Origin of the sequence: Actinosynnema sp. NPDC023794 (genome assembly GCF_040639675.1) — a bacterium.
Taxonomy (GTDB): Bacteria; Actinomycetota; Actinomycetes; order Mycobacteriales; family Pseudonocardiaceae; genus Actinosynnema; species Actinosynnema luteola.
Window position 1 is genome coordinate 130106 of the sequence record NZ_JBFAFR010000003.1, and the last position, 24162, is coordinate 154267.

The following is a 24162-nucleotide window of genomic DNA, read 5'->3' on the forward strand; positions in this document are numbered from 1 at the left end:
GGTCAGGTTCGCCGATGAGAGGGCTCTCCCCTCTCGTCCCGTCCACCACCGCGGATGTGGACGGGAAGTCTTCACACGGTCCGCTCGTCCTCGTCGGGAAGGTCGAGCAGTTCTTCGAGCACGTGCGTGGCCGGACCGCGACGGCGCCACGAGAAACGGCTCGGCGACAGGACGTTCACCTCGTCGGCGGGCATCCGCATCGCCACCGCGTCGTCCTCGGTGTGCAGGCGCACGACGTCGATCACGGCATCGTGCGCCCGTACCCCCACCACCGCCGCCAACTCTCCCCTGGCATCGCGCGGGTGCAGGAACTGGAACCCCCGCGCGATCAACTCGCGAAGCTGGAACGTCGTCCGCGAGGGGTGGTCAGTCGACGAGGTCATCGAACTCCCCGTCCCGGGCCCCGGCCACGAACGCGGCCATCTCCGCTCGGGTGTAGACGAGCGCCGGGCCTTCGGGGAACCGGGAGTTGCGCATCGCGATCTCGCCGCCGTCGATCACGGCGAACTCGACGCAGTTGCCGATCGCGTCGCTGTAGGAGCTCTTGGTCCACGTGACGCCGTTCAGGTCGGCCGCGGACATGCCGTTGTGAACCTTGGTGGCCATCGACTCACCTTCCAAGCCAGAGATGCATCTGCACGTGCATCCGGTTGTGCACGGACCGTAGCACCGGCTGGTGCACGGGTAAATGCACGTGCAGATGCGGAGCGTGAATCCCACCCGGTCGGACGACAACTAGAGCTCAGCCCGCCGTTTTGCGAGCATTTGTCGGCTCCGATCCGGCGTCTCGGCGTCCACCGTGAGCCGGTCGAAGACCCGGCTGTAGATCTCCAGCTCTTCGAGTTTGTCCAGGTAGAGGGCACCGGCGAGGTGTTCGAGGTACACGATGTCCGGCAGGTCGGGCTCGCCGAACCGCAGCATCGCGAAGGGACCCTTCGCCGCGTAACCGGCCAACGGGAATGGCACTATCTGAAGGGTGACGGGCCCGCTCTTGGTCACGCTGAGCAAGTGGTCGATCTGATTGATCAGGACTTCGCGTCCGCCGATCGCGCGGTAAAGCACCGATTCGTCGATCACGGCCCACACTCTCGGGGCGCCCGGCCGGGCCAGGATCTTCTGCCGCTGCATCCGCAACGACACCCGCCGCCGCACGTCGGGCGTCACCAGCTCCGACCGGCCGTGGCTCGCGATGGCCGTCGCGTAGTCCTCGGTCTGCAGCAGGCCGGGCACGAACTGCGTCTCGTAGATCAGGATCCGCGCCGCCGCCTCCTCCAGGCCGACGTAGTCGTGGAACCAGTCGGGCATCAGGTCGGTGTAGCGGTGCCACCAGCCCGGCGAGTTGGACCGGCGGACCATCTCGATGAACTTCGCCCGCTCGCCCGCGTCGTCGACCCCGTACATGGTCAGCAGGTCGTTCACGTCGCGTTCTTTCAGGCCGACACGCCCGAGCTCCATCCGGCTGATCTTCGACTCCGAACCGCGGATGGCGTAGCCCGCGTCCGCCCGGGTGATCTCGGCGGCCTCGCGCAGGCGGCGCAGCTGGGCGCCGAGCACGATGCGCAGCGCGGTGGGACCGCTGTCCCTCTCCGGCGTGGATTCGTCCGCCGCCATCGCCGATCCTCCCGCCCGTCGTGCCCGTCCCACCCGAACAGCGGTTGCGCCCGAGGAGGGCCTACTCGCATCGTCACTGAACGTACACCCATGATCTTGCCCGGTCAGATGCACGAGGCTCACTCACGCGTTGAGCCCATACCCTTACGCTGACCGGACTGTGACGCGGTGCACACAACATCACTCCCATCCCCGTAATGCGAGGTCACCACAATGCCGGGTACGTCCTCGGACGCCGCCGCCCCCGTCTACATCGACACCACCAAGGCCAGCATCGCCAGGGTCTACGACGCCTTCCTCAACGGCAAGGACAACTACGAGATCGACCGCGAAGTGCTGCGTCGCGTGCAGCAGATCGCGCCCGAAGCGACCACCCTCGCGGTGGACAACCGCAGCTTCCTGATCCGCGCCACCCGGTTCGTCGCGAGCCAGACGGGCATCAACCAGTTCCTCGACTGCGGGTCCGGTCTGCCCACCGCGGAGAACACCCACCAGGTGGCCCAGCGGATCAACCCGGATGCCCGAGTCGTGTACGTCGACAACGACCCGGTGGTACTGGCGCACGGTCGCGCGCTGCTCGAGGAGAACGACCGGACGCACTTCTCGGCCGCCGACATCTTCAAGCCGCGCGAGATCCTGAACGACGAGGTCGTGCGCAAGCACATCGACTTCACCGAGCCGGTCGCGCTGTTCCAGATGGGCACGCTGCACCACTACAACGGCGACGCGCCGACGTCGGCCGAGATCATGGCCGAGTACATCGACGCCCTGCCGTCCGGCTCGTACGTGGCGATCTCCCACTTCCTCGACCCGGAGACCGAGGAGCACTCCGCGATCGCGCGGCGCATGGAGGAGACGTTCCTGCACTCGCCGATGGGCAGCGGGCGGTTCATCACCAGGCGTGAGATGCACGAGCTGTTCCACGGCTTGGAGCTGGTCGAGCCGGGGCTGGTGATCTGCGCGGACTGGTGGCCGGACGGGCCGCGGCTCAAGGAGCTGGACTCGGTGAGCTACTGCATCGCGGGCGCGGTGGGCCGCAAGCCCTGAAGCCGTCGCGCGCGACGGTGGTGGACGAGGAAGTCCTCGCCCACCACCAGGTTCCGCCTGCGTGCTCAGCTCGTGAAGAAGTCGACGAGGACCGGGACCGTCGCCTTGGGCTTGACCATGTGGGTCTGCCCGGGCAGGACGGTCAGCTCGCCGTGCGGCAGCGCCGACGCCAGGTGCCGCTGCGCGTTGCGCATGTGCTCCGGGCTCTTGCCGCCGGCGATCACCAGCGCGGGCGCCTGCGCGCCGGACCACCGGTCGGCGGGCGGCGGCGTGCCCCGCTGGAACTCGCCGACCAGCGCGAAGTCGTTCGGCAACGTGTGCGCGACGCTCTTGAGCTTCTGCCACGGCGGCATGACCCGCAGGACGGCGACGAGGATGCCCGGCGTGCCGACGTACCGCATGAACAGCTTGACCGCGTCGCCCCGGCGTCCCTCCGCGACCGCGTTCGCCACGCGGGCCGGCAGGTCTTCGGGCATCGGCTCGCGCGTGCCGTCGACGATCATCGGCGACTCGTAGATCGCGATCCGCTCGGCGGCGACGCCCCGGTGCGCGGCCTCGGCGACCAGCGTGCCGCCGGAGGACATGCCGAACAGGTGCGCCGACCCGCCCGCGTCCTCGATCAGCGCGGCGATGTCCTCGACCTCGCGCCCGACGTCGTGCGGCGCGGTGCCGCCGCCGCTCTCGCCCCGGCCGCGCCGGTCGTAGGTGTAGACGGTGAAGTGCTCGGACAACGCCTCCGCCAACGCCGCCGAGGGGCCGAAGGCCCGGTAGCACAGCGCGCCGTCCACGATGATCAACGCCGGTCCGGACCCGATGCGCGTGAAGGCGATCTCGGTGCCGTCCTTCGAAACTACCTGTCCCATGATGTGCCCGGTCCTTCAGATCTCGGAGCGCAGCTTCGCCGCGACGGCGGACGCCCACAACCAACCCACGACGGCGCCGCCGTACAGCAGCACCGTGCCGAACTCCGAGCCCAGGAAGGGCATCGGCGCGAGCGACAGCACGCCCGCGGCCGCGCTCGCCCGCGCCCACGGCCCGGTCAGCTTCCGCGCCAGCACGAAGAACGACGCGACCAGGGCGGGGAACGCGACGAAGAACGCCATGCCGTGCAGCACGCCGTGCCACGAGAGCTCCGGCGCTTGGCCGGCCGGCGCGCCGGCCGGGAAGCCGAACGCCGGGTCGGCCACGAACACGCCGCCGCCGACCATGCCGACCGCGAAGATCCCGAGGAGGACCGGCGCCCAGCGGCCGACCCGGTCGGTGCGGTGCGCGCCGACCGCGGCGGCCAGGAACAGCAGTCCGGTGAGGACGAAGTTCGCGATCTGGAGCCACCCGCCGTCGCCGAGGGAGAGGAAGCTGAACGGGTGGCGGGCCAGGTCGAAGCCCTCGCGGGTGAACGCCTGGGCGAAGCCGGTGACGAGGTAGAGCGGGCCGGCCAGGACGCCGCAGCCGAGCAGGAGCTTGGTGGTGCTGGTGCTGGTGTCGTCGGGCAGCAGGGTGGTCATGCCAGGTCTCCCATCCAGGTCGACCACGTCCGCTCGTCGCGGTGGTCGTCGGTGAACACGTGGTGCATGGCGATCAGCGCGCCGGGACGGCCGCGGAAGAAGCGGTACATCGCGTGCTCCGTGCGGATGCCGACGGTCTGGGAGTTGGCGAAGTAGACGACGCCGTCGTCCAGGTCGACGCGGTCCCCGGTCTTCGGCGCGCGGTCGAGGCCGAGCTTGCGGCCGAGGCGCTGCCACGTCGCGGGCCAGTCCGCGACGGGCGGCCCCACGACGGTGACGGGTCGGGCGGTGCGGCCGGCGAAGTGGCGGAGGTAGGTGACGAGGGTCTGCCAGAACATCTCGCCGCCCGCCGTCATGGCCTCGAACTCGTCCTCCCAGTCGTCGCCGGGCAGGAAGCCGCTCGCGACCATGCGCAGGACCGTGCTGCCCCGCTCGCGGCCCTCGACCAGGAACTCGTAGGCGACGAACCGGCCGTCCGGCTCCCGGTCGCCGCCGTAGGCGAGGTGCTTGCCGGGTTCCCACGCCGTGATCCGGTGGGTCGGCTCGTACTCGCCGAACGCCTGCCGGACGACCGCGCCCGGCTCGACCTCGTTGGCGCCCATGAACCAGGAGTCGATGCCGGGGCCGGTGGCGATGGCCTCCCACACCTGCTCCGGCGTCACGCCGTCCAGCTCGACCTCGTTGACGCCTTCGAACGCGTGACCCATCGTCACTCCTTCGGGATGCTGGGGTGGACCGCGACGACGACGCGGTGCGCGCGTCCGCCGGGGGCGGCTTCGTCGTGGTACTTGGCGACCAGGGTCGTGACGGCGGTGGCCAGCTCTTCGGCGAACGCCGCGCGGTCGGCGGCGGTGGCGAAGCGGACCTCGCCGTCCAGGGCGAAGGTGGCGACCTTCTTGTCGGCCTTGGCGGCGCCGGTGAGGAGGTTGCCGACGTCGCGGACCAGCCGTGCGGCGACGGCCAGGAGCCAGCGGGCCGACAGGCGGTCGGGCGCGCGTTCCGGGTCGGGCTGGACGGCGGCGAGCGCCGTGGGCGAGATGACGTAGGACGCGGCGGTGGCGCGCATGACCCGTTCGGTCATGTTGCCCTTGCGGCGTTCCTCGGCCAGCTCCACCAGTCCGTGCTGCTCCAGGGTGCGCAGGTGGTAGTTGACCTTCTGCCGGGGCAGGCCGATCCTGGCCGCCAGCATGGTCGCCGAGCTCGGCTCGGCCAGCTCGGCCAACAACCTCGCCCGCACCGGGTCCAACGAGACCTCGGCCACCGCCGGGTCCTCGATCACTGCCACGTCCAACATGCCGCAACCCTCTCACCGACAACTTCCCCCGTCAAGACAAACTTTCTTTTCCGTCCGCGTGTCGAACCTCCAAGTCCCGCGTGTCGAACGCTCAGGACCACCGTGTCGAACGCTCAGGACCCGTGAGTTCCACATCCGGAACGTTGAACTCGGGGGTCTTGGAGGTTCGACACGCGGGACCCGAACGTTCGACACGCGGGACCTGAGGGTTCGACACGCGGTGGTGCGCGGTTGGTGCGGGATTGGTCAGTGGGGGTGGGGAGGGTGGGGGCATGGGGAAGACGAAGTGGTTCCGGCGGCCTTGGGTGGCGCCGTTCGCGTTCTTGGTGCTGGTGTTCGTGGCGTTCTCGTTGCCGCCGTACTTGACGTTGGACCCGGCGTTGTCGCGGGTGCCGGAGCCGCCCGCGCACCCGTGGCACTTCCCGGTGCTGGTGGCGCACGTGGTGTTCGGGTCCGTGGCGATCCTGACCTGCGTGGTGCAGGTCTGGCCCTGGTTCCGGCAGCGGTTCCCGGTGGCGCACCGGCGGGTCGGCCGGGTCTACGTGCTCGGCGGGGTGCTGCCGGCCGGGGTGACGGCGCTGGCCATCGGCGCGGTGTCGCCGTTCGGGCCGCTCAACCAGGCGGGCAACGTGCTGATGGGCTCGCTGTGGCTGGTGTTCACCGCGGTGGGGTTCCGGATGGCCCGGCAACGCCGGTTCGTCGACCACCGCCGGTGGATGATCCGCAGCTTCGCGCTCACCGCGTCGATCATGACCAACCGGATCTGGGGTGTCGTCGCCACGATCACGCTCTCGCCGCAGCTCGACACCACGTTCGGCGGCAGCGAGGTCGCCCTGTTGCAGGCGATCTCCGGCCTGGCCGCGTGGCTGGGCTGGGTGATCCCGCTGCTGGTGGCCGAGTGGTGGCTGGAACGGGGCGACGCCCGCAAGCGCCGCCCCCGTCGCGCGGACCGGTCAGATCGGCAGCCGGTAGCTGTCTGACCCCTGCTCGAAGTCGAGCAGGTGCCGCTTGCGCTCCAGCCCGCCGCCGTACCCGGTGAGGTCGCCGTTCGCGCCGACCACCCGGTGGCACGGCACGATGATCCCGATCGGGTTGCGGCCGTTGGCCAGCCCGACCGCCCGCGCCGCCGACGGCCGGCCGAGCCGCTGGGCCAGTTCCCCGTACGTCACGGTCTCGCCGTACGGGATCTCCGCCAGCGCCCGCCACACGGTCCGCTGGAACGGCGTCCCGATCAGGTCCAACGGCAGGTCGAACGCCGTGCGCGTGCCGGCGAAGTACTCGGCCAGCTGCACGACCACGTCACCGAAGGGCGAGGGGTCCTCCGGGCCGAACGAGTCGTCGGCCGGCCGGTGCCGCTGCCCGGTCATGTAGAGGCCCGACAGCACGCCGTCGTGCGCGACCAGCGTGAGTGGTCCGACGGGGCTGTCGACGGTGGTGTGGCTCATCGGCAAACGTCCTTTCAGGCGGGCAGCCGGTTGACCGCGTGGTCACCGGTGGCCCAGAGGTACTGGACGGCGTAGGCCCGCCAGGGGCGCCACGCCTGGGCTCGCCGCACGAGGGCGGCGGGGGTGTCCGGCAGGCCGAGGGCACGGGCGGCGACGCGGATGCCGAGGTCGGTCGGGGTGAACGCGTCCGGGTCGCCGAGCGCCCGCATCGCGATCACCTCGACCGTCCACGGCCCGAACCCGGGCAGCGCCAGCAGGTCCGCGCGGGCCTTCGCCCAGTCCGCGCCGACGCCGAGGTCGAGCGTGCCGCCGGCCAGCGCCTCGACCAGCGCGCGGAACGCGGTCCGGCGCGCCTGCGGCACGGCCAGCACGGCGGGGTCCATCGCCGCCAGCGCCTCCGGCGTCGGGAACAGGTGCGTCAACCCGCCGTCCGCGATCGGGTCGCCCGCCGCGCGCACCAGCCGACCGGCGTGCGTGCGGGCGGCGGCCGTGGACACCTGCTGCCCGAGCACCGCGCGCACCGCGAACTCTGCGGCGTCCACGGTGCCCGGCACGCGCCGTCCCGGACCGGCGTCGACCACGGGCGCGAGCACCGGGTCGGAGCGCAGCTGCTCGTCCACCGCGACCGGGTCGGCGTCGAGGTCGAGCATCCGGCGGCACCGGGCGATGGCGATCGACAGGTCGCGCAGGTCGCTCAACGCCAGCTTGCACGCCACGTGGTCCTCCTGCGGCGTCAACGACACCACGCCGTGCCCGTGCGGCAGCCGCAACGTCCGCCGGTACGCGCCGTCACGCCACTCCTCCACCCCCGGCACACCGGTCGCGACGAGGTGGCCGAACAGGTTGTCCGGCCGCAGCGGCGCGCGGAACGGCAGCCGCAGCGACAGCACGCCCGGCGTGTCGGGCGCGGGCGGCCGCCTGCGGGTGCGCAGGTCGGTCGGCGACAGCGCGAACACCTCGCGCACCGTCTCGTTGAACGCCCGGACGCTCGCGAACCCGGCTGCCGGCGCGACCTCCGCCATCGGCAACGCGGTCGTCTCGATGAGCAGCCGGGCGGTCTGCGCGCGTTGCGCCCTGGCCAGCGCCAACGGCCCCGCGCCGAGCTCGGCCAGCAGCAGCCGTTCGACCTGCCGCACGCTGTAGCCGAGGCGGACGGCGAGGCCCGGCACGCCTTCCCGGTCCACCACGCCGTCGGCGATCAACCGCATCGCCTTCGCCACCGAGTCGGCGCGGTGGTTCCACAACGGCGAACCGGGCGACGCGTCGGGCCGACACCTCTTGCACGCCCGGAATCCCGCTTGTTGCGCCGCCGCGGCGCTCGGGTAGAACCGCATGTTCTCGACCTTGGGCGGCGCCACCGGACAACTCGGCCGACAATAGATCCGGGTGGTCAGGACCGCGGTGAAGAACCACCCGTCGAACCGGGCGTCTTTCGACCGCACGGCCCGGACACAACGTTCCGCGTCTTCGTGCACGACACCAGCATCGGTCAAAGCGGTGGCCCGTGGCCGGCGGAAATGCGACATGGCGGAAAACGCCGCCGGGCCGGTCGCGCCACACCGCGCTGTGCGGCGCTCCCGGAGGGCGGCGACGTCCTTCGGCCGGACACCGACTAGCTGTGCGCCGGGGCGGCGAGCCGGGCCAGCAGGTCCAGCCTCACCTCGGCCCGGTCGCGGCCGTGCGCGTCGAGCACCGTCCTCAGGATCGGGCAGACCCGTGCTTCACCGGGGACACCCCGGTCCTCACGGGCCGTGACCGGCTGGCGGGTGGTCCGCATCGGGTCAACTCCGGTCGGCCCGGCACGTCGCCGCGCCGTTCCACCGAGCGGGCCGGTTCGGCGCACACCGCTGAGAAGACCCCCAGGACCCCTCAGCGACGATCGAGCCGCCACTCGCGGTAGTTGCCTGCGAAACCACTTTGACCGGTCCCTTCGCACAACTCGTCGACGTCACCGGAACGTCCCGCTCAGCTTGTCAGCGCAAGTCGTTAGGGTGGACCGAGAAGAGCACCACCGGTCGACAAACGACCTGTTCACGCGCTCACACCCGGTTTTCCGGTCCGGAACACCGGACCTCTAGGAGGCACGCCGCGGATGGCTGGTTCCGGTCAGGGGTCAGGTCCCCGTGCCGTGTTCGCGGAGCGGTTCGCACTGCTCTACGCGGAGGCGGGCGATCCACCTCTGAAGAAGGTGACCGAGTCGGTCGGCCGCGCGCGGCGTGCCGACGAGCGCGGCAGACCGATCCGGGCGACCGCGCAACGGGTCAGCGACTGGCGTCGGGGGCGCAACGTCCCCGCCCGGTTCTCGGCACTCTCGGTAGTACTTGAAATTTTGATCGGTGAGGCCAGGAAGTCGCGGCCGCAGCCGCCGGTGGCCGGGTTGTACGACCTGGACGCGTGGCGCGCGCTGTGGGAGGAGGCGCTGGCCAGCCCGGTCTCGTCGCCCGACGCCGAGGACCCGCCGAGTTCCGACGAGATCGGTGTGTGCCCTTATCGGGGATTGGCCGCGTTCCAGCCCGAGGATTCCGGTTGGTTCTTCGGAAGGGAACGCAGCACGGCCGCGCTGGTGTCCCGCCTGGGCAATGCCGCGGACACCGGCGGAATCGTGATGCTGGTCGGCGCCTCGGGCGCCGGCAAATCATCGTTGGTGCGCGCGGGGGTCATTCCCTCCATTCGCAAGGGCGCGTTGGGGCACGCGGGCTCGACGAATTGGCCGTCGGTCGTCATAACGCCCGGCGCGGACCCGGTGAAGGAATTGATCCGGCAGGTCCCGGAATTGACCGAGATCCTGGACATGGCGCTCACCCTGGACGGGATGGACCAGGACCTGGTGGCCTCCGGGCACGGTCCGGACACGTTCCTCGGTCAGACGCTGATGGGCGTGCTGCGGTTCGCCGCGCAGATCCGGGCGGCGTTCGCGGCGTACGCGGCGCGGCACGGCGGCGACCGGGTGGTGGTCGTGGTCGACCAGTTCGAGGAGGCGTTCACGCTGTCCTCGGACGAGAACCGGTTGCAGGTGTTCGTCCAGGCGCTGCACGTGGCGTGCACGCCCGCGGCGCCCGGCGGCACGCCGCCCGCGCTGGTGCTGGTCGGCGTGCGGGCCGACTTCTACGGCCGCTGCCTGGCGTTCCCCGAGCTGGCCGACGCGTTGCAGGACCGGCAGATGGTGCTGGGCCCGATGACGTCGGCGGAGCTGCGGGAGGCGGTGTCGCGGCCCGCGAAGGCCGCGGGCCTGCAGCTGGAGCCGGGGCTGATCGAGCTGATGCTGCGCGACCTGGGCGTGCGCAGCGGGCGCGCGCAGGCGCGGGCGGGTCAGGGCGCGTACGACGCGGGCGCGCTGCCGCTGCTGTCGCACGCCCTGCTGGCCACGTGGCAGCGCCGGGCCGCGGGCAAGCTGACCATCGCGGGCTACCGCTCGGCGGGCGGCATCCAGGGCGCGGTCGCGGCCACCGCGGAACGGGCGTGGGCCGACCTCGCGCCGGACGCGCAGCAGGCCGCGCGGCCGTTGTTGCTGCGGCTGGTGCGCGTCGGCGAGGACACCCAGGACACCCGCCGCCGCTCGACCCGGCACGACCTGGTCGGGCAGGCCGCGAACCGGGCCGCGGGCGAGGAGGCGCTGGAGGTGCTGGCCCGGGCCCGGCTGGTCACGCTCGACGCGGGCTCCGTGGAGATCACGCACGAGGCCCTGTTGCAGGCGTGGCCGCGGCTGCGCAGCTGGATCGACCAGGACCGGGAGGGCCAGCTGCTGCGGCAGCGGCTGGAGGAGGACGCGGCGACGTGGGCGGGCCAGGACCGCGACTCGTCGCTGCTCTACCGGGGCGCGCGGCTGGAGACCGCGCGGCACTGGGCGGACGCGGCGGGTCCCGAGGGGCTGACCGGGACCGCCCAGGACTTCCTCGCCGTGTCGATGCAGTACCGCAGGCGCGCCGCGTGGGGCAGACGGGCGGCCGTGGCCTGCGTGGCCGTGCTCGCGCTCATCGCCGCGACCGCCGCCGTGCTGGCCGTGCGGCAGCGCGACGACGCGGTGTTCCGGCAGGTCGTGGCCGAGGCGGACCGGTTGCAGGAGTCCGACCCGTCGCTGTCGGCGCAGCTGGCCCTGGTGGCGCACCGGATGCGGCCCGACGACCGGGAGGTGCAGACCCGGCTGCTGTCCGCGCAGTCGACGCCGCTGGCGGTGCCGCTGGTCGGGCACACCGGCCCGGTGTACCTCACCTCCTACTCGCCCGACGGGAAGTTCCTGGCCACCGCGAGCTTCGACCAGACCGTGCGGCTGTGGGACCTGCGCGACCCGGACGACCCCAAGCCGCTCGGCTCACCGCTGCCCGGGCACCGCAGCTGGGTGACCTCGGCGGTGTTCAGCCCGGACGGCAGGACCCTGGCCACCGCGGGCGACGACGCCACCGTGCGGCTGTGGGACGTCAGCGACCCGGAACGCCCGCGCTCGCTCGGCGAGCCGTTGCGCGGCGACAACGGCACCGTCTACCTGCTGGCGTTCACGCCCGACTCCCGGACGCTGGTCACCGCCAACGGCGACCGCACGGCGCGGCTGTGGGACGTGAGCGACCCGGCCGAGCCGCGGCGGCTGGGCGAACCGCTGCGCGGGCACGTCGGGCAGGTGCGCGCGGTCGCGATCAGCCCGGACGGCGCGCTGCTGGCCACCGGCGGCGACGACCGGACCGTGCTGCTGTTCGACGTGCGCGACCCCGCCAACCCCCGGCGGATCGGCGAGCCGATCACCGGGTTCGACAACACCGTGCACTCGCTGGCGTTCAGGCCGGACAGCCGCCTGCTGGCGGGTGGTAGCGACGACCACAGCGTGCAGCTGTTCGACGTGGCGGACCCGGCGGCGCCGCGGCCGGTCGGACGGCCGTTGATCGACCACGTCGAGGGCGTGTGGTCGGTGGCGTTCAGCCCGGACGGCCGGGTGCTCGCGGCGTCCGGCGCGGACGGCACCACGCGGCTGTGGAACATCACCGACCCGGCGCACCCCACCCCCCTCGGCCGGCCGCTGACCGGCCGCAACGGCATCGTGTACGCGGTGTCGTTCAGCCCGGACGGCCGCACCCTGGCCACCGGCAGCCACGACTCGGTGGTGCGGCTGTGGTCGCTGCCGCACAGCGTGCTCATCGGGCACTCGGCGCGCACCATCGGGCCCCGCTTCACCCCCGACGACCACCACCTGGTGTCGGCCAGCGAGGACGGGACGATCCGGGTGTGGGACACCAGCGACCCGCGCAAGCCGACGTCGACCACCGTGCTCTCGCACGGCGCGGGCGTGTGGTCGCTGGCGTTGAGCGAGGACGGCCGGACGCTGGCCAGCGTGAGCGACAAGACCGTGCGGCTGTGGGACCTCACCGACCCGCACGACCCCAGACCGCTCGGCGAGCCGATCGAGGTGGGCACCCGCTACAGCTCGCCGGTGGCGTTCCGGCCCGACGGGAAGGTCCTGGTCACCGGTTCCGACGACAACTCCGTGCAGCTGTGGGACCTCCGCGACCCGGAGGAGCCGAAGCCGCTGGGAGGCGCGCTCGTCGGCCACGGCAAGTACGTGCACTACACCGAATTCACGCCGGACGGCAAGACGCTGATCACGGCGAGCGCGGACAAGACCGTGCGGCTGTGGGACGTGACCGACCCGGCCACCGCCCAGCCGATCGGGCACCCGCTGAGCGGGCACAGCCTGGCGGTCCGCGCGGGCGCCATCAGCCCGGACGGCCGCACCCTGGCCACCGCGAGCGACGACGGGACGATCCGGCTGTGGGACCTGACCGTGCCGAACCGGGTCAAGCCGATCGGCGAGCCGCTGACCAGTCACGTCGAGGCGGCCGTGACGGTGGCGTTCAGCCCGGACGGCCGGACGCTGGCCAGCGGCGCCGAGGACCGCACGATCCGGCTGTGGGACGTGCACGACCTCCAGCGGCCCGCACCCCTGGGCCAAGTGCTGACCGGGCACGACGGCGGGTTGCGGGAAGTCGTGTTCAGCCCGGACGGCCGACGGCTCGCGTCCACCAGCTCCGACAGCACGGTCCGGGTGTGGGACCTCGACCTGCCGCACGTGATCGGGCGGCTCTGCCTCAAGACCAAGGGTGTCCTGCCGGAGGAGCGGTGGGAGGAGCACCTGCCGCAGCTGGACTACGAGCCGCCCTGCCCCTGAGCGGCGCCCACCCCGAACCTCCGAGTGGTCCAGACCGCATCCGGGACGTGAGCGTCCCTCTCGGGCGACCACCCACGCCGACCTGCGGTTCGAGGTGTCCCGGGACGGGTCCGGGCCGGCAGAGGTGAAATCCGCTCGTGGACTTCCGGTGGATCCTGACTACGTTCTGCAGATCATGCGTTTACTTGCCAGGGTGGGGAGCCTGAAGGCGGCGATCACCGCGCTGACCGGGATCACCGCGCTCTACATGGGTCTCGTGGTGTTCGGGAACATCACCGACTACGAGACCAACCACGCGTTCGTCCAGCACGTGTTCGCGATGGACACCACGTTCGGCTCGCCCACGACGTCGTGGCGCGCGATCACCGATCCGACCGTCGTGACGGTGGCGTACGTGCTGATCATCATCTGGGAGGCGGTCACCGCGCTGGTGCTGCTGGCCGGCCTGGTGGCGTGGCTGCGCCGTCGCGAGGAGGTGGCGCGCCGGTTGTCGTCCACGGGCTGGGTGATGCAGGCGCTGCTGTTCGGCGGCGGTTTCATCGCGATCGGCGGCGAGTGGTTCGTGATGTGGCAGTCCAAGGACTGGAACGGGTTGTCGGCCGCGTTCCAGAACTTCGTGATCGCCGCGCTCGGCCTCGTCCTGCTGCACTCGGGCAAGCGCGACTGACCGTCCCCTGTCCGCACCGGACCGGAGGCCGCCTCCCCTCGTGGCGGCCTCCGGTCCGGCCTCCCTATTCGCCCTCCCAGAAGTCCAACCGGTGCTCGGCCCGGTAGTCCACGCCGGTGATCGCGCCCGGCACGAGCGACTGCACGTGCCGCCCCTCGGCGAACGCGGGCCAGTGCGGCAGGCCGTTCGCGCCGTCGCCGTTCGGGTCGCCGGTGCGGGCGAAGTCGGTCCAGTACCGGATCATCGCGTCCGACAGGTCGCGCTGCCGGCCGGCCAACTCGCCGTCCGGGAACAGGTAGCCGGTGTCGGTGCTGTGGCTCGCGCCGTTCGCGGAGGCCGCCGGGTCGGCGAACTCGAACGCGAACGTGGGCGTGTGCGCGGACAGCAGCTCGTGCTGCCGGAACGTCGGCCGCGCCCACACCCGGTCGGTCAGCACCGCCGCCCACGCCCGGCTCGGGCTCTCGAACGCGCTCAGCGGGTACTCCCGCCCCACCTCGGCCGCGCGGTCGCCGAACGCCGCCGCGAGCAGCCGCGGGTAGTCCTCGACCGCGACCGGACCGCGGAAGATCTCCACGATGCCGCGGTGCTCGTGCCGGGTGCTGCCGGCCAGCACGGGCACCTTCGCGATCTCGCCGGTGGCGAACGCCTCGACGGGCAGCGCCGGCAGGTCCTCGTTGCCGTGTCCGAAGGGCTGGAAGATGTTCATCACCTGCGGGTGGTCCAGCAGCTCGTCGGCGGGCAGGCCGCGCAGGCAGTCGACGTCCGCGCAGCCGAGCTCGGCGGCGACACCCTGCCCGATGCCCTCGACCTCGGCCGTGTCCCGCCAAGCGAGCCACGGCAGCGCGCCCAGGTCCGGGTACCACGCCTCCGCCGGCAGGTCGACCAGCGCGAACCCGCTGTGCATGATCGCCTTGTGGAACAGGCCGCGTGACTTCGGCGAGATCAGGTGCGCCGCGGTGGCCGACGCGCCGTAGGAGACGCCGAACAGCGTGACGTTGCCCGGGTCGCCGCCGAAGCCCTCGGCGTTGCGACGCACCCACTCCAGCGCGGCGCGCTGGTCCTGCAGGCCGAACGCGCCGGAGCCGGCCAGGCCCGGCAGGCCGAAGCCGCCGAACACGCCGAGGCGGTAGTTGAACGTCACGACCACCACGTCGCCCTTGGTGGCCAACGCGGTGGCGTCGAAGTGGTGGCCCGCGCCGATCGCGCCGTCGCCGTGCACCCAGACCATGACCGGCCTGCGGCCCGTGGTGGACGGGGTGGTGACGTTGAGGAACAGGCAGTCCTCGTCGGTCGCCCTGGTGTCCGAGTAGGACGAGCCGACCTGCGGGCACGGGTTGCCCGGCTCGGTGGCGTCCCGGATCCCGTCCCAGTCCGCCGCCGGGCGCGGCGACCGCCGGCGCAGCTCGCCCTTCGGCGGCGCGGCGTACGGGATGCCCTGGAAGACGGTGTGGTCGGCGTGCGCGACACCGCGCACCTCGCCGTTCTCCACCGTCGCGATGTCTCGTTGTCGCACGTCGTTCCCCCCACATGCCGTCACGACCAGGGCGGTTGTCGCCGTGATCAGTGCTCGCGTCCCCCGACGCATGGGTCACCCCCTCGTGGTGGCGAGCTCCACCGCGGTGACGAGCTCGCGTTCGCAGAGGTCGAGGTCGACCTCCGGGTGATCGGCCGCCCTGGCCAGCACCCCGTTGCGCAGGGCCAGGACGAGGATCGCCATGGTGTCCGCGTCGAAGTCGCGGAACTCGCCGCGCCGCTGCCCCTCCCGGAGCAGGTCGGCCATGCCGCGGTGGTCGTCGTCGGCGGTCTCGACCTCGGACACGTGCGGGCGGACCTGCGCCAACGCGACCATGTGCGCCCGGTGGGCGCGCATGAACCGCAGGTTGGCGCTCAGGAACGCCCGCAGTTCGCCCGCCGCGGTGGGGCTGTGGTCCATCCGCTCCAGCACGAACGCGGCGAACACCCGCCTGACCTGCGCGTAGACCTCGTCCACCAGCTCCTGCTTGCCCTTGAAGTGGTACGAGATCAGGCCCGTGCTGCTCAGGCCCGCGCGGGCGGCGATCTGCTTGAACGAGGTCGCCCCGTAGCCGAGCTCGGCCAGCGCCTCGATCGCCGCGGCGACGATCTGCGCCCGTCGTGCCTGCTCGGTCACGGACTTTGCTCGCATGAGCAACAGTCAGCACGGATGAGCAAGATCTAGGGGTGGTCGATGATGAACCGCAGGTCAAGTGGTGTGCGACTTAGCCGACGATCTGGCGGAGCTGGTCCAGCAGCTCCGCCCGGCTGGTGCAGCCCAGCCGCTGCCGGATGCGGGCCACGTGGTGCTCGACCGTCTTCGCCGAGATGAACAGGCGGTCGCCGACCTGCTTGTAGGTCAGCCCGCCGACGACCAGTTCGGCCACCTCGCGCTCGCGGTCGCTGAGCTTGCCCGCGTCGGCCTCGACCGCCGGTTCGGGCTGCTTGCGCGTGGTCGCGGCGGTGCGTCCTTGGAGCAGTCGCGCGCAGTCCAGGAGCCGCACCATCGCCTGGCGGTCCGACGTCCTGATCGCGGCCTGGCCGGCGAGCCTGGCCGCGTCCCACCACTGGCCGACGGCCTGCAGGCCGCGCGCGGACTCCTCGACCTGGTCGGCGTCCACCTTGCCGGCCACCACGTCGAGCCAGCTCTCCGCCGCCGTCGACACGATCCCGGCGTACCGGCTGCGGTCCCGGCACGCGGCCAGCGACGCCGCGTGCTCCTCGGCGACGGACGTCTCCTCGGCGATGATCGCCGCGTGCAGCGCGCTCCAGTGCAGCGGCACGGCCCAGAGGCCCGGCTCACCCAAGTCCCGCAACAGGTCCCGCGCGGCGGCGAGGTGCGGCGCGAGCCGGTGCTGGTCGCGCAGCCGTGCGGCGGCGGTGGCGAACTCGCCGAGCGGCAGGAACGTGAACAGGTCGACGGGGTGCCTCAGCACCGCCTCGTGCGCCTGCTCCCACGTCCGCTTCAACGTCGCCAGGTCGCTGTTGCGCCGCGCGACGCCGATCTCCAGCGCCACCGCGAACAGCCAGTCCCGCGGTTCCAGCGGGCGACCGACCTTCCGCAGCGCCACCAGCGCTTCCCTGGCCTGCGCGAGGTTGCCGCGCTGCATCGCGATCCACGCCCGCAGCAACCGGTGCCGCACGACCATCAGCGCGCCGCCCGACGACGTCGCCATCGCCCGGTCCAGCACCGATTCCGCGACGCCCGGCTCACCGCTGTGCAACGCCACCAGCGCGGCCAGCGCGGCGGGCGTGTCCGGCAGCAGCACGGCTCGCCCGGCCGGTTCGAGCAACCCCGCCGCACGCACCAAAGTGGACAGTGCCGTGGTCGCGGACGACGTCACCGACTCCACGACGCCTTGCGCCATCAGGGAAGCGCCGCCGTCGAGCATGGTCGGCGGCGCGACGGGCAGCGCCGCGGTCGGCAACCGTCCCGTGCCGACCTGGCCGATGACCGCGAACGCCGAGGACGTCGAGCTCGGCGACCACCGGTGCAGCTCCGTGCTGCGGGCCAGCTGGCCCCGGTGCGCCAACGCGATCGCGGCCACCTCCGCCGCCGCGCCCCGGTGCGCGACGTCGCCGCCGGAGATCACCCGGTCCGCGAGCCGCATCGCCGAGTCGAGGTCGCCCGCCATGGCCGAGGCCACCGCCCGCCGCACGGCGACGTCGGCACCCGCCGTGCCGATGGCGGCCAGCAGCCGTGCCGCCAACGCCGGGTCGGTGGCCAACGCCTCGTCGGCCGCCGCCCGGAACGCCTGCGCCATCCCCGGCCCGACGACACCGGCCTGGTTGCCCGCCCCGCCGACGCCGATCAACGGCCGCACCAGGTCGAGCACCGGCCCGCCGGACGCCAGCTGCAGCTCGGCCAGCCGCTGCCGCACGGCGATCCGCCGGTCGGTCCGGCTCAGCGACGCCACCGCCAGCCGGGCGACGGGCAGCAACGTCCCGTCGGCCGCGACCAGGCCGGTGGCCCGTCCCGCCTCGATCACGTCGCCGACCGCGTCGGCGTCGACCCCGAGCAGCCCGCCGAGCAGGTCCAGCCGCAGCGCCGCGCCCGCCTCGGCGGCCAGCAGGTACTTCCGCACGTCGGCGTCCAGCCAGTCCAGGTCGGCCCGGAACGACGCCACCACCTCGGGCGTCACCTCCGCCGCGGCCAACCCGGCCAGTCGCCGCACGAACCGCGGCACACCGCCGGTCTGCTGGTGCACGAAGTCCACCAGGCCGCGGGCGGACGCCGGCAGCACCGCGCGCACCTGCTCCCGCGTGAACGGCTCCAGCGTCAACGACGGCCGCGCCCGCCCCAACGACTCGGCCAACGCCGCCAGCGCACCCGACCGCGGCCACGGGCGGTAGGCCACCACGACGTTCTCGTCCCCCCGTTCGACGAGGGAGCGCAGCGCCAGCAGCTCGGCGTCCGGCAGCAGGTGCGCGTCGTCCACGACCGAGGCCGGCACGCCGGCGTCCCCGAACGCCCGCGTGATCTCCCGCAGCACCGTGGTCTTGCCGTACCCGCCGGGCGCGACGACCCCGAGCCGCAGCACGGCGCCGTCCGCGATGGCGGCCAGGACCTGCGTGACCTGCTGGGACAACACGGGGCGCGCGGTCATGCTCGGGCTCAACGGCCATCCTCGCTGTCACGGGCACGGCGCCCACCGGTCGGCACGAGCCCGCGCACGACGCGCTTCACGGTGCGCCGTTCCGGCAGGTCGAGCGGTGTGATGTCGACGGGCGGGCGGGGCGGCGGCGCGGTGAACTCCGCGTCCGGCGCGTCCAAGCCGCCCACGGGGAACCTCAGCGACGGGTCGTCGTCGCGCACCATGACCGAGGTCTCGATCGGCTCGGGTTCGGCGTCGGGCCCGACCACGAGCCTGCGCGCGGCCAGCGCCGCGCCCTTCACCACCGACGTCTCGGGCGCGGCCTCCAGCACCACCCGGCCGGGCACCGATGCCGCGACCAGCGGGATGCGGGCGCTGCCGCCGACGAGCACGGTCATCTCCACGCCGCCGGACACGACGCGGTCGAACACCGCGACGGCCTGCTCCACGTCCGGCCGGATCAGGTCCTCGAACTGCGCGCGGGTGATCGGCACGTCCACCGGCCCGGACGGCAGGTGCACCGGGATCGACGTCTCCACCGTGCCCGACAGCATCCGCTTGGCCGCCTCGCAGTCGCGGCGCAGCCTGCCGAACAGGCCGCGCGTGCGGGGGTCGTCGGCGTCCAGTTCGGCCAGCTCCCGCCCGAGCGAGGTCCGCACATGCGAGAACACCGCGTCGTCGAAGTCGACGCCGGCGGCCTGGTCGACCCCGTCGACGGTCTTGAGCAGCTCGAACCCCCGGCCGACGACGGACGCGCCGAACCCGTGGCTGCCGAGGCTGAACACGCCCAGCGACCCGGCGAACGACCGGCTGTACGCGTGGTTCTCGGCCGCCGCGACGGGCTCGGGCACCAGCGACGCCGCCACGCCGACCGACCGCAGCGCCCGGTGCATCAGGCCCTTGGCGTGCGCGCCCCAGCCGGGTGGGTGCGCGAGCACGACGTGCGCGGGCCGTTCGCCTTCCCGCGCGGCGACCTGGTCGGCCACCCACATGACCATGAGCGCGGTCAGCTCCTCCGCCGGGCACCGCTCGGCGTCCGCGTCCCGGAGATCGGGCGACAGCGGGTCGGGCCCCAGCACGATCGGCACCGCGTCGCCGACCCGGCGGGCGAAGCCGGTCGCGGTCCACCTCGGGTCGCCCGGCTCGCCGACCGCGAACGCGCCGTCGGGGGTGAGCTGCAGCGTCGACGCCACCCCGCCGCCCGGACCGCCGAGGCCGACCACCTCGGGCTCGGCCCGCCCGGTCCCGCCCAGCCTGCACACGGCGGCGGCGGTGCGCGTGGTGCCCACGTCGACCCCGAGGACGTACGGCAACTCGGAGCCTCCCTCACTCACCTGAACGAACTACCGGCAGTACCTACACGGGTTACGAGATGGTCACAAGGCGATCCCCTAATCCCCTAGGGAGTGAACGAGAACCACCCCATCGTGGTTGCGGTATCTACTGGGAGTAATCCCCGATGGCTGGTGATCCCCCCGCCCATACCTTGATCACCAGGCCGGACCCCCACCCCTGCCGGGCCGGCTACCCGCGTCCAACTCGACCAGGAGACATCCATCATGGGCTCCAGCCCCAACACGCTGCACGACTTCGTTCTCGACCTGCTCAGCGACCCGACCGCGCTGGCCGACTTCCAGGCCGACGCCGAGGGCACCCTGGCGAGGGCCGGCCTGAGCGACATCAGCGCCCTGGACGTGCAGGAAGTCATCCCGCTGGTGCTCGACTACGTGCCGACCGGGGGCCTGCCCGCCCTCGACGGCTCGCTGCTCGAGGACCTGCCGCTCGACCTGGTCGACGCAGGCCAGGCCGGCGCGATCTTCCAGCTCAAGGCCGTCACGGACCAGCTCGCGGTGTCGGGTGCCACCGGCGCCGGCGACGTCAAGGCCGCCGTGGCGGGCACGCTCAGCGCGGACGCCGACGGCCTGTCGGTGTTCGGCGGCGTGTCGAGCTGGGACCTGCTCGACGGCGCCGCCTCGGCGGAGCTGACGGTCGAGGGCGACTTCTCCGCGGTGGGTGACGTGACCGACACCCTGGACGGCACGCTGCACACCGCCACCGGTCAGGTCTCGGACCTGACCGCCACGGCGACCGGCACGCTGGACGGTGCCGTCGCCACCGCGGGTGGGGTCACCGGCTCGCTGCCGGGCGCGGACGGCCTGACCAGCACCGCGTTCGGCACGCTCGACACGCTGCACGGCGTGGTCGGCAACGTGACCGGTGGCCTCACCAGCTCGCTGCCCGTCGGCGACCTCGGCAACGTGGCGGGGCTCGGCAACGTGGCCGGCCTCGGCGACACGCTCGGCGTGTCCGGCTCCGCGCACGGCTCGGCCGAGTTCGACACCCATGGCGCCGCTCCCCTGTCCGACGTCACCGGTGCGGTCGCGGGCGTGGCGGACACCGCCGGCGTCGGCGGCGTCGTGAGCAACGTCACCGGCACGGTCGACAGCCTCGACCTGCCGGTCGTCGACTCGCTCGACGTGGACAACCTGCTCTTCTGAGACTGATCCACCACCGGAGGGCCGGTCCCGTCCACCCGACGGGACCGGCCCTCGCCTTGTGCGCGGAACGTGCCCGGACTTTCACCCGGACGGGTTTTACCGGCACACTCTGCCGGGTGATGTCCGCGCCTTGGCTCGACGTGCTCGACGACACGATCCGGGCTTGCGCTGCGCACAACCGGCCCGACCTGGCCGAACGGTTGCGCGACAAGCGCGCCCGCCAGCTGGACCCCAAGCTCCGCGTGCTCGTGATCGGCGAGCCGAAGCAGGGCAAGAGCCAGCTCGTGAACGCGATGGTGAACGCCCCGGTGTGCGCGGTGGGTGACGACGTCACCACCACCGTCCCCACTTTCGTGCAGCACGCGGAGACCCCGTCGGCGGCACTCGTGCGCGGCGCGTCCATCGCGAACACACCCACCGAACGCATACCCGTGCCCCTCGACGAGCTCGCCAACCAGGTGAGCGCCACCCGGCGCCACGGCGGCGACGTCGTGCGCGCCGAGGTCGGCATCCCCCGCGCCCTGCTGGACTCGGGCCTGGTGCTGATCGACACGCCGGGGGTCGGCGACCTGCGGCCCGCGCACACGGCGAGCACGTTCGCCGCGCTGCTCCAGGCCGACGCCGTGCTCATGGTCTCCGACGCGACGGCCGAGCTGACCGGGTCGGAGCTGGAGCTGCTCAAGCAGGTCATGACGTCGTGCCCCAACGTGATCGTGGTCCTCACGAAGATCGACATCGCGGCGCAGTGGCGGCGGGTGGTCGAGCGCAACCGGGCGCACCTGGCCCGCGCCGGCGTGGCCGCGAAGCTGGTCCCGGTGTCCGCCGCGCTGCGCCTGCGCGCGGCCAAGACCGGCGACAAGGCGCTCAACGCCGAGTCCGGCTTCCCCGAGCTGCTCACCTGCGTGCGGCAGGACATCGTGGCCGCCGCCGACCACCTGGCCCGCCGCACGGTCGCGGTCACCGCCGCGTCGGCGATCAAGCAGCTGGTCGCGCCGGTGCGCGAGGAGCTGACCGCCGCCGTCGCGCAGGGCCCGGAGAAGACGATCGCCGCGCTCAACGAGGCCCAGCGCCGCATCGACGAGCTGCGCCGCCGGTCCGCGCGCTGGCAGACCGTGCTGGCCGACGAGATGGCAGACCTGGTCTCCGACATCGAGTACGACCTGCGCGACCGCACCCGCAAGATCATGCGCGAGGTGGACAAGACGTTCGAGACCGCCGACCCGGCGCTGGGCTGGGACGAGTTCGAGGCCTGGCTGGAGGACAACCTCACCGAGGCCGCCACCACGAACTTCGCCTGGCTGCTCGACCGCTCGGAGTGGGTGGCCGAGAAGGTCGCCAAGAGCTTCCCGGTCGTCCGCGACGACCTGCTGCCCGAGTCGATCTTCCCGGACGACGTGCTGGACCGGGTCGCGCCCATGGACAAGCCGGTGATCGAGAAGTTCAGCGTGATGCAGAAGGCGTTCACCGGTCTGAAGGGCTCCTACGGCGGCGTGCTGATGTTCGGCCTGGCGACGAGCCTCGCCGGGATGCCGCTGATCAACGCGATCTCGCTGGGCGCGGGCGCGCTGTTCGGCGGCAAGTCGATCATCGACGAGAGCGACCAGCGGCTGCGGCGCAGGCAGGCCGCCGCCAAGGCCGCCGCGGCGCGGCACGTGGACGACTTCTTCATCAAGTTCAGCAAGGACTGCCGCGACGCGGCCCGGCACATCCAGCGCAGCCTGCGCAACCACTTCGCCACGCTGGCCGAGGAGTTGCAGGAGACGCTGCTCGAATCGGCCCGCAGCGCCCGCCGCGCGGTGCAGGACGACAACACCGAGCGGGAGCGCCGCAACCGGGACGCCAAGCGGGAGCTGGACGACCTCGTGCAGCTCTACCAACGGGTCCAGGCCCTCGCGGGAGGTCAGGCGCCGCCGCTGGGGATCAGCGCATGACGCCTGCGGGCGAGTCCGCGGCCGGCGTGACGCTGGAGGACGAGGTCTGGGCGTTGCTCGAGGACGCCCTGGTGGTCTACCGGGACAGCCCGCGCGCGGTCGCGTGGCTGCGCGGGCACCAGGCGCGGTTCGGCGAGCCGGTGCGCGTCGCCGTGGCGGGCGCGCCGCGCTCGGGCAAGTCGACCGTGGTCAGCGCGTTGATCGGCGAGGAGTTCGTGCCGACCGGCGCCACCACGTGGTACCAGGACGGGCCGCGGCCCAGGGCGCACGTCGGCCAGTACGAGGCGCCGGTGCTGCGCCGCGACGGCAAGGCGTTCGTCGACGCGCCGGACGCCGAGCGCGTGACCGTGGAGTGGCCGTCGCGGTCGTTGCGCGACCTGACCCTGATCGACACGCCGGCGGGCGCGCCGGTCGAGCACGTCTACGGCGAGGCCGACGCGGTGCTGTACCTGACCAGGCACCTGCACACCACGGACGTGCGGTTCCTCCAGACCGCGCACGACCACCCGGTGGCGCGGGTCGCGCCGGTGAACACGGTGCTGGTGCTGTCGCGGGCCGACGAGATCGGCGGCGGCCGGATCGACGCGCTGTCGTCGGCCAAGCAGATCGCCCGCCGGTACCGGCGCGAGGCGACGGTGACCCCGTTGTGCCAGAACGTGGTCGCGGTGGCCGGGCTGCTCGCGGTGGCCGCGCGCACCCTGCGGCCGGAGGAGTTCGCCGCGCTCGCGGCGCTGGCGGCGTTGGCGCGCACGGAGTTGGACGGCCACCTGCTGTCCGCGGACCGGTTCGTCGGCGAGGACTTCCCGGTGCGGCTGGACCCGGCGGTGCGCCGCGGCCTGGTGGACCGGTTCGGCATCTTCGGCGTGCGGCTGACGACGACGTTGATCCGGCAGGGCTTCGACACGCAGGTGAAGCTGACCGGGCAGTTGGTGCAGCGCAGCGGGCTCGGCGAGCTGCGCGACTCGATCGGCGTCTACTTCACCGAGCGCCGGGAGGTGCTCAAGGCGCGGGCGGCGTTGCTGGGGTTGGACGTGGTGCTGCGCGCCGAACCGCGGCCCGGGTCGATCGGGTTGGCGGCGTCGGTGGAGCGGATCCTGGCTTCGGCGCACGACTTCCGGGAGCTGAGGTTGCTGGCCGCGTTGCAGGGCGGGCGCACGCGGCTGCCCGGCGACCTGGAGGCCGAGGCGTCGCGGTTGGTCGGCGGGTTGGGCACGAACCCGGTGGTGCGGCTGGGGATGGAGCACGAGCCGACGGAGGGCGAGTTGCGGCGCGCCGTGCTGGACGCGTTGGGGCGGTGGCGCGTGCACGCGGTGGACCCCGCGCTGGACCACGGGCAGCGGCGGGCGGCGGCGGTGGTCGTGCGCAGTTGCGAGGGGATGCTGGCGCAGCCGGTCGCGTGAAGGCCT

The 24162-nt window shown here is 72.7% G+C and carries 21 protein-coding genes; 7 read left to right on the forward strand and 14 right to left on the reverse strand.

Translation table 11 applies throughout. From position 1 onward, the window contains the following. Positions 1–71: 71 nt before the first annotated feature. From AB0H12_RS09130 to AB0H12_RS09140, 3 genes are all read right to left on the reverse strand, one after another. A complete protein-coding gene (locus tag AB0H12_RS09130) occupies positions 72–383 on the reverse strand; it encodes a hypothetical protein (RefSeq protein ID WP_499621973.1) in 312 nt (103 codons plus the stop codon). Beyond that, positions 367–606, reverse strand: a complete 240-nt coding sequence (locus AB0H12_RS09135) for a DUF397 domain-containing protein (protein ID WP_230569897.1) — start codon at positions 604–606, stop codon at positions 367–369. Before AB0H12_RS09135 ends, AB0H12_RS09130 begins: the two co-directional genes overlap by 17 nt. 129 nt (positions 607–735) lie before the next feature. Then, positions 736–1611: a Sco1979 family transcriptional regulator gene (locus tag AB0H12_RS09140; RefSeq protein ID WP_499621974.1), complete on the reverse strand. Its 876-nt coding sequence runs from the start codon at positions 1609–1611 to the stop codon at positions 736–738. Positions 1612–1824: 213 nt separating this feature from the next. Between AB0H12_RS09140 and AB0H12_RS09145 the strand changes: the two genes are divergently transcribed. Beyond that, positions 1825–2658 carry an SAM-dependent methyltransferase gene (locus tag AB0H12_RS09145; protein ID WP_499621975.1) on the forward strand — a complete coding sequence of 278 codons (834 nt, stop codon included), beginning with the start codon at positions 1825–1827 and terminating at the stop codon, positions 2656–2658. A gap of 65 nt (positions 2659–2723) precedes the next feature. Here the strand turns inward: AB0H12_RS09145 and AB0H12_RS09150 are convergent, their stop codons facing one another. From AB0H12_RS09150 to AB0H12_RS09165, 4 genes are read right to left on the reverse strand one after another with little or no spacing between them, the layout of a single operon-like run. Next, positions 2724–3521 carry an alpha/beta fold hydrolase gene (locus tag AB0H12_RS09150; RefSeq protein ID WP_499621977.1) on the reverse strand — a complete coding sequence of 266 codons (798 nt, stop codon included), beginning with the start codon at positions 3519–3521 and terminating at the stop codon, positions 2724–2726. Between the two features lie 15 nt (positions 3522–3536). Beyond that, complete coding sequence (locus AB0H12_RS09155) at positions 3537–4163, reverse strand: DUF998 domain-containing protein (protein WP_499621979.1); 627 nt, start codon at positions 4161–4163, stop codon at positions 3537–3539. Next, complete coding sequence (locus AB0H12_RS09160) at positions 4160–4870, reverse strand: SRPBCC family protein (protein WP_499621980.1); 711 nt, start codon at positions 4868–4870, stop codon at positions 4160–4162. Before AB0H12_RS09160 ends, AB0H12_RS09155 begins: the two co-directional genes overlap by 4 nt. A 2-nt stretch (positions 4871–4872) precedes the next feature. Continuing rightward, positions 4873–5457, reverse strand: coding sequence for an ArsR/SmtB family transcription factor (locus tag AB0H12_RS09165; RefSeq protein ID WP_499621983.1), 585 nt, complete (start codon positions 5455–5457; stop codon positions 4873–4875). Between the two features lie 272 nt (positions 5458–5729). Here AB0H12_RS09165 and AB0H12_RS09170 point away from each other — a divergent pair, with 272 nt between their 5' ends. Further along, positions 5730–6437, forward strand: coding sequence for a DUF2306 domain-containing protein (locus AB0H12_RS09170; RefSeq protein ID WP_499621984.1), 708 nt, complete (start codon positions 5730–5732; stop codon positions 6435–6437). On the opposite strand, the gene AB0H12_RS09175 is transcribed toward AB0H12_RS09170, so the two are convergent. From AB0H12_RS09175 to AB0H12_RS09185, 3 genes are all read right to left on the reverse strand, one after another. Next, complete coding sequence (locus AB0H12_RS09175; RefSeq protein WP_499621985.1) at positions 6411–6902, reverse strand: methylated-DNA--[protein]-cysteine S-methyltransferase; 492 nt, start codon at positions 6900–6902, stop codon at positions 6411–6413. The genes AB0H12_RS09170 and AB0H12_RS09175 overlap by 27 nt on opposite strands. Positions 6903–6916: 14 nt before the next feature. Continuing rightward, positions 6917–8377 carry an AlkA N-terminal domain-containing protein gene (locus AB0H12_RS09180; protein ID WP_499621986.1) on the reverse strand — a complete coding sequence of 487 codons (1461 nt, stop codon included), beginning with the start codon at positions 8375–8377 and terminating at the stop codon, positions 6917–6919. 137 nt (positions 8378–8514) lie between these two features. After that, positions 8515–8679, reverse strand: coding sequence for a hypothetical protein (locus AB0H12_RS09185; protein WP_499621987.1), 165 nt, complete (start codon positions 8677–8679; stop codon positions 8515–8517). 315 nt (positions 8680–8994) lie between these two features. Between AB0H12_RS09185 and AB0H12_RS09190 the strand changes: the two genes are divergently transcribed. Further along, entirely contained in the window at positions 8995–13053 is a 4059-nt protein-coding gene (locus tag AB0H12_RS09190) for an nSTAND1 domain-containing NTPase (protein WP_499621989.1), read from the forward strand. Positions 13054–13246: 193 nt separating this feature from the next. Further along, the gene (locus tag AB0H12_RS09195) at positions 13247–13720 is read left to right on the forward strand and encodes a DUF2165 domain-containing protein (protein WP_499621991.1); all 474 of its coding nucleotides are present in this window, start codon (positions 13247–13249) and stop codon (positions 13718–13720) included. 64 nt (positions 13721–13784) lie between these two features. Here AB0H12_RS09195 and AB0H12_RS09200 read toward each other — a convergent pair whose 3' ends face one another. The 4 genes from AB0H12_RS09200 to AB0H12_RS09215 all read right to left on the reverse strand — a co-directional run bounded on the left by AB0H12_RS09200 (position 13785) and on the right by AB0H12_RS09215 (position 19661). Next, a complete protein-coding gene (locus AB0H12_RS09200) occupies positions 13785–15233 on the reverse strand; it encodes a carboxylesterase/lipase family protein (RefSeq protein WP_499621993.1) in 1449 nt (482 codons plus the stop codon). 75 nt (positions 15234–15308) lie between these two features. Continuing rightward, the gene (locus AB0H12_RS09205) at positions 15309–15884 is read right to left on the reverse strand and encodes a TetR/AcrR family transcriptional regulator (protein ID WP_499621995.1); all 576 of its coding nucleotides are present in this window, start codon (positions 15882–15884) and stop codon (positions 15309–15311) included. A gap of 73 nt (positions 15885–15957) precedes the next feature. Then, complete coding sequence (locus AB0H12_RS09210; protein ID WP_499621996.1) at positions 15958–18339, reverse strand: helix-turn-helix transcriptional regulator; 2382 nt, start codon at positions 18337–18339, stop codon at positions 15958–15960. A gap of 8 nt (positions 18340–18347) precedes the next feature. After that, positions 18348–19661 (reverse strand): Hsp70 family protein, encoded by a 1314-nt coding sequence (locus tag AB0H12_RS09215; RefSeq protein ID WP_499621999.1) that lies wholly within the window; start codon positions 19659–19661, stop codon positions 18348–18350. 225 nt (positions 19662–19886) lie between these two features. On the opposite strand from AB0H12_RS09215, the gene AB0H12_RS09220 reads away from it, so the two are divergent. The 3 genes from AB0H12_RS09220 to AB0H12_RS09230 all read left to right on the forward strand — a co-directional run bounded on the left by AB0H12_RS09220 (position 19887) and on the right by AB0H12_RS09230 (position 24156). Next, positions 19887–20825, forward strand: a complete 939-nt coding sequence (locus AB0H12_RS09220; protein WP_499622001.1) for an IniB N-terminal domain-containing protein — start codon at positions 19887–19889, stop codon at positions 20823–20825. A gap of 119 nt (positions 20826–20944) precedes the next feature. Further along, positions 20945–22756, forward strand: coding sequence for a dynamin family protein (locus AB0H12_RS09225; protein WP_499622003.1), 1812 nt, complete (start codon positions 20945–20947; stop codon positions 22754–22756). Next, positions 22753–24156, forward strand: a complete 1404-nt coding sequence (locus tag AB0H12_RS09230; RefSeq protein WP_499622004.1) for a P-loop NTPase family protein — start codon at positions 22753–22755, stop codon at positions 24154–24156. The genes AB0H12_RS09225 and AB0H12_RS09230 overlap by 4 nt, the downstream gene beginning before the upstream one ends. Positions 24157–24162: the final 6 nt, after the last annotated feature.

What these genes read in the sequence shown, in the direction of transcription:
- AB0H12_RS09165 (WP_499621983.1), bottom strand. Translation starts at nt 5,457, where the DNA reads ATGTTGGACGTGGCAGTGATCGAGGACCCGGCGGTGGCCGAGGTCTCG.
- AB0H12_RS09225 (WP_499622003.1), top strand. Translation starts at nt 20,945, where the DNA reads ATGTCCGCGCCTTGGCTCGACGTGCTCGACGACACGATCCGGGCTTGC.
- AB0H12_RS09170 (WP_499621984.1), top strand. Translation starts at nt 5,730, where the DNA reads ATGGGGAAGACGAAGTGGTTCCGGCGGCCTTGGGTGGCGCCGTTCGCG.
- AB0H12_RS09145 (WP_499621975.1), top strand. Translation starts at nt 1,825, where the DNA reads ATGCCGGGTACGTCCTCGGACGCCGCCGCCCCCGTCTACATCGACACC.
- AB0H12_RS09140 (WP_499621974.1), bottom strand. Translation starts at nt 1,611, where the DNA reads ATGGCGGCGGACGAATCCACGCCGGAGAGGGACAGCGGTCCCACCGCG.
- AB0H12_RS09130 (WP_499621973.1), bottom strand. Translation starts at nt 383, where the DNA reads ATGACCTCGTCGACTGACCACCCCTCGCGGACGACGTTCCAGCTTCGC.
- AB0H12_RS09150 (WP_499621977.1), bottom strand. Translation starts at nt 3,521, where the DNA reads ATGGGACAGGTAGTTTCGAAGGACGGCACCGAGATCGCCTTCACGCGC.
- AB0H12_RS09160 (WP_499621980.1), bottom strand. Translation starts at nt 4,870, where the DNA reads ATGGGTCACGCGTTCGAAGGCGTCAACGAGGTCGAGCTGGACGGCGTG.
- AB0H12_RS09190 (WP_499621989.1), top strand. Translation starts at nt 8,995, where the DNA reads ATGGCTGGTTCCGGTCAGGGGTCAGGTCCCCGTGCCGTGTTCGCGGAG.
- AB0H12_RS09210 (WP_499621996.1), bottom strand. Translation starts at nt 18,339, where the DNA reads ATGACCGCGCGCCCCGTGTTGTCCCAGCAGGTCACGCAGGTCCTGGCC.
- AB0H12_RS09205 (WP_499621995.1), bottom strand. Translation starts at nt 15,884, where the DNA reads ATGCGAGCAAAGTCCGTGACCGAGCAGGCACGACGGGCGCAGATCGTC.
- AB0H12_RS09185 (WP_499621987.1), bottom strand. Translation starts at nt 8,679, where the DNA reads ATGCGGACCACCCGCCAGCCGGTCACGGCCCGTGAGGACCGGGGTGTC.
- AB0H12_RS09135 (WP_230569897.1), bottom strand. Translation starts at nt 606, where the DNA reads ATGGCCACCAAGGTTCACAACGGCATGTCCGCGGCCGACCTGAACGGC.
- AB0H12_RS09175 (WP_499621985.1), bottom strand. Translation starts at nt 6,902, where the DNA reads ATGAGCCACACCACCGTCGACAGCCCCGTCGGACCACTCACGCTGGTC.
- AB0H12_RS09220 (WP_499622001.1), top strand. Translation starts at nt 19,887, where the DNA reads ATGGGCTCCAGCCCCAACACGCTGCACGACTTCGTTCTCGACCTGCTC.
- AB0H12_RS09230 (WP_499622004.1), top strand. Translation starts at nt 22,753, where the DNA reads ATGACGCCTGCGGGCGAGTCCGCGGCCGGCGTGACGCTGGAGGACGAG.
- AB0H12_RS09155 (WP_499621979.1), bottom strand. Translation starts at nt 4,163, where the DNA reads ATGACCACCCTGCTGCCCGACGACACCAGCACCAGCACCACCAAGCTC.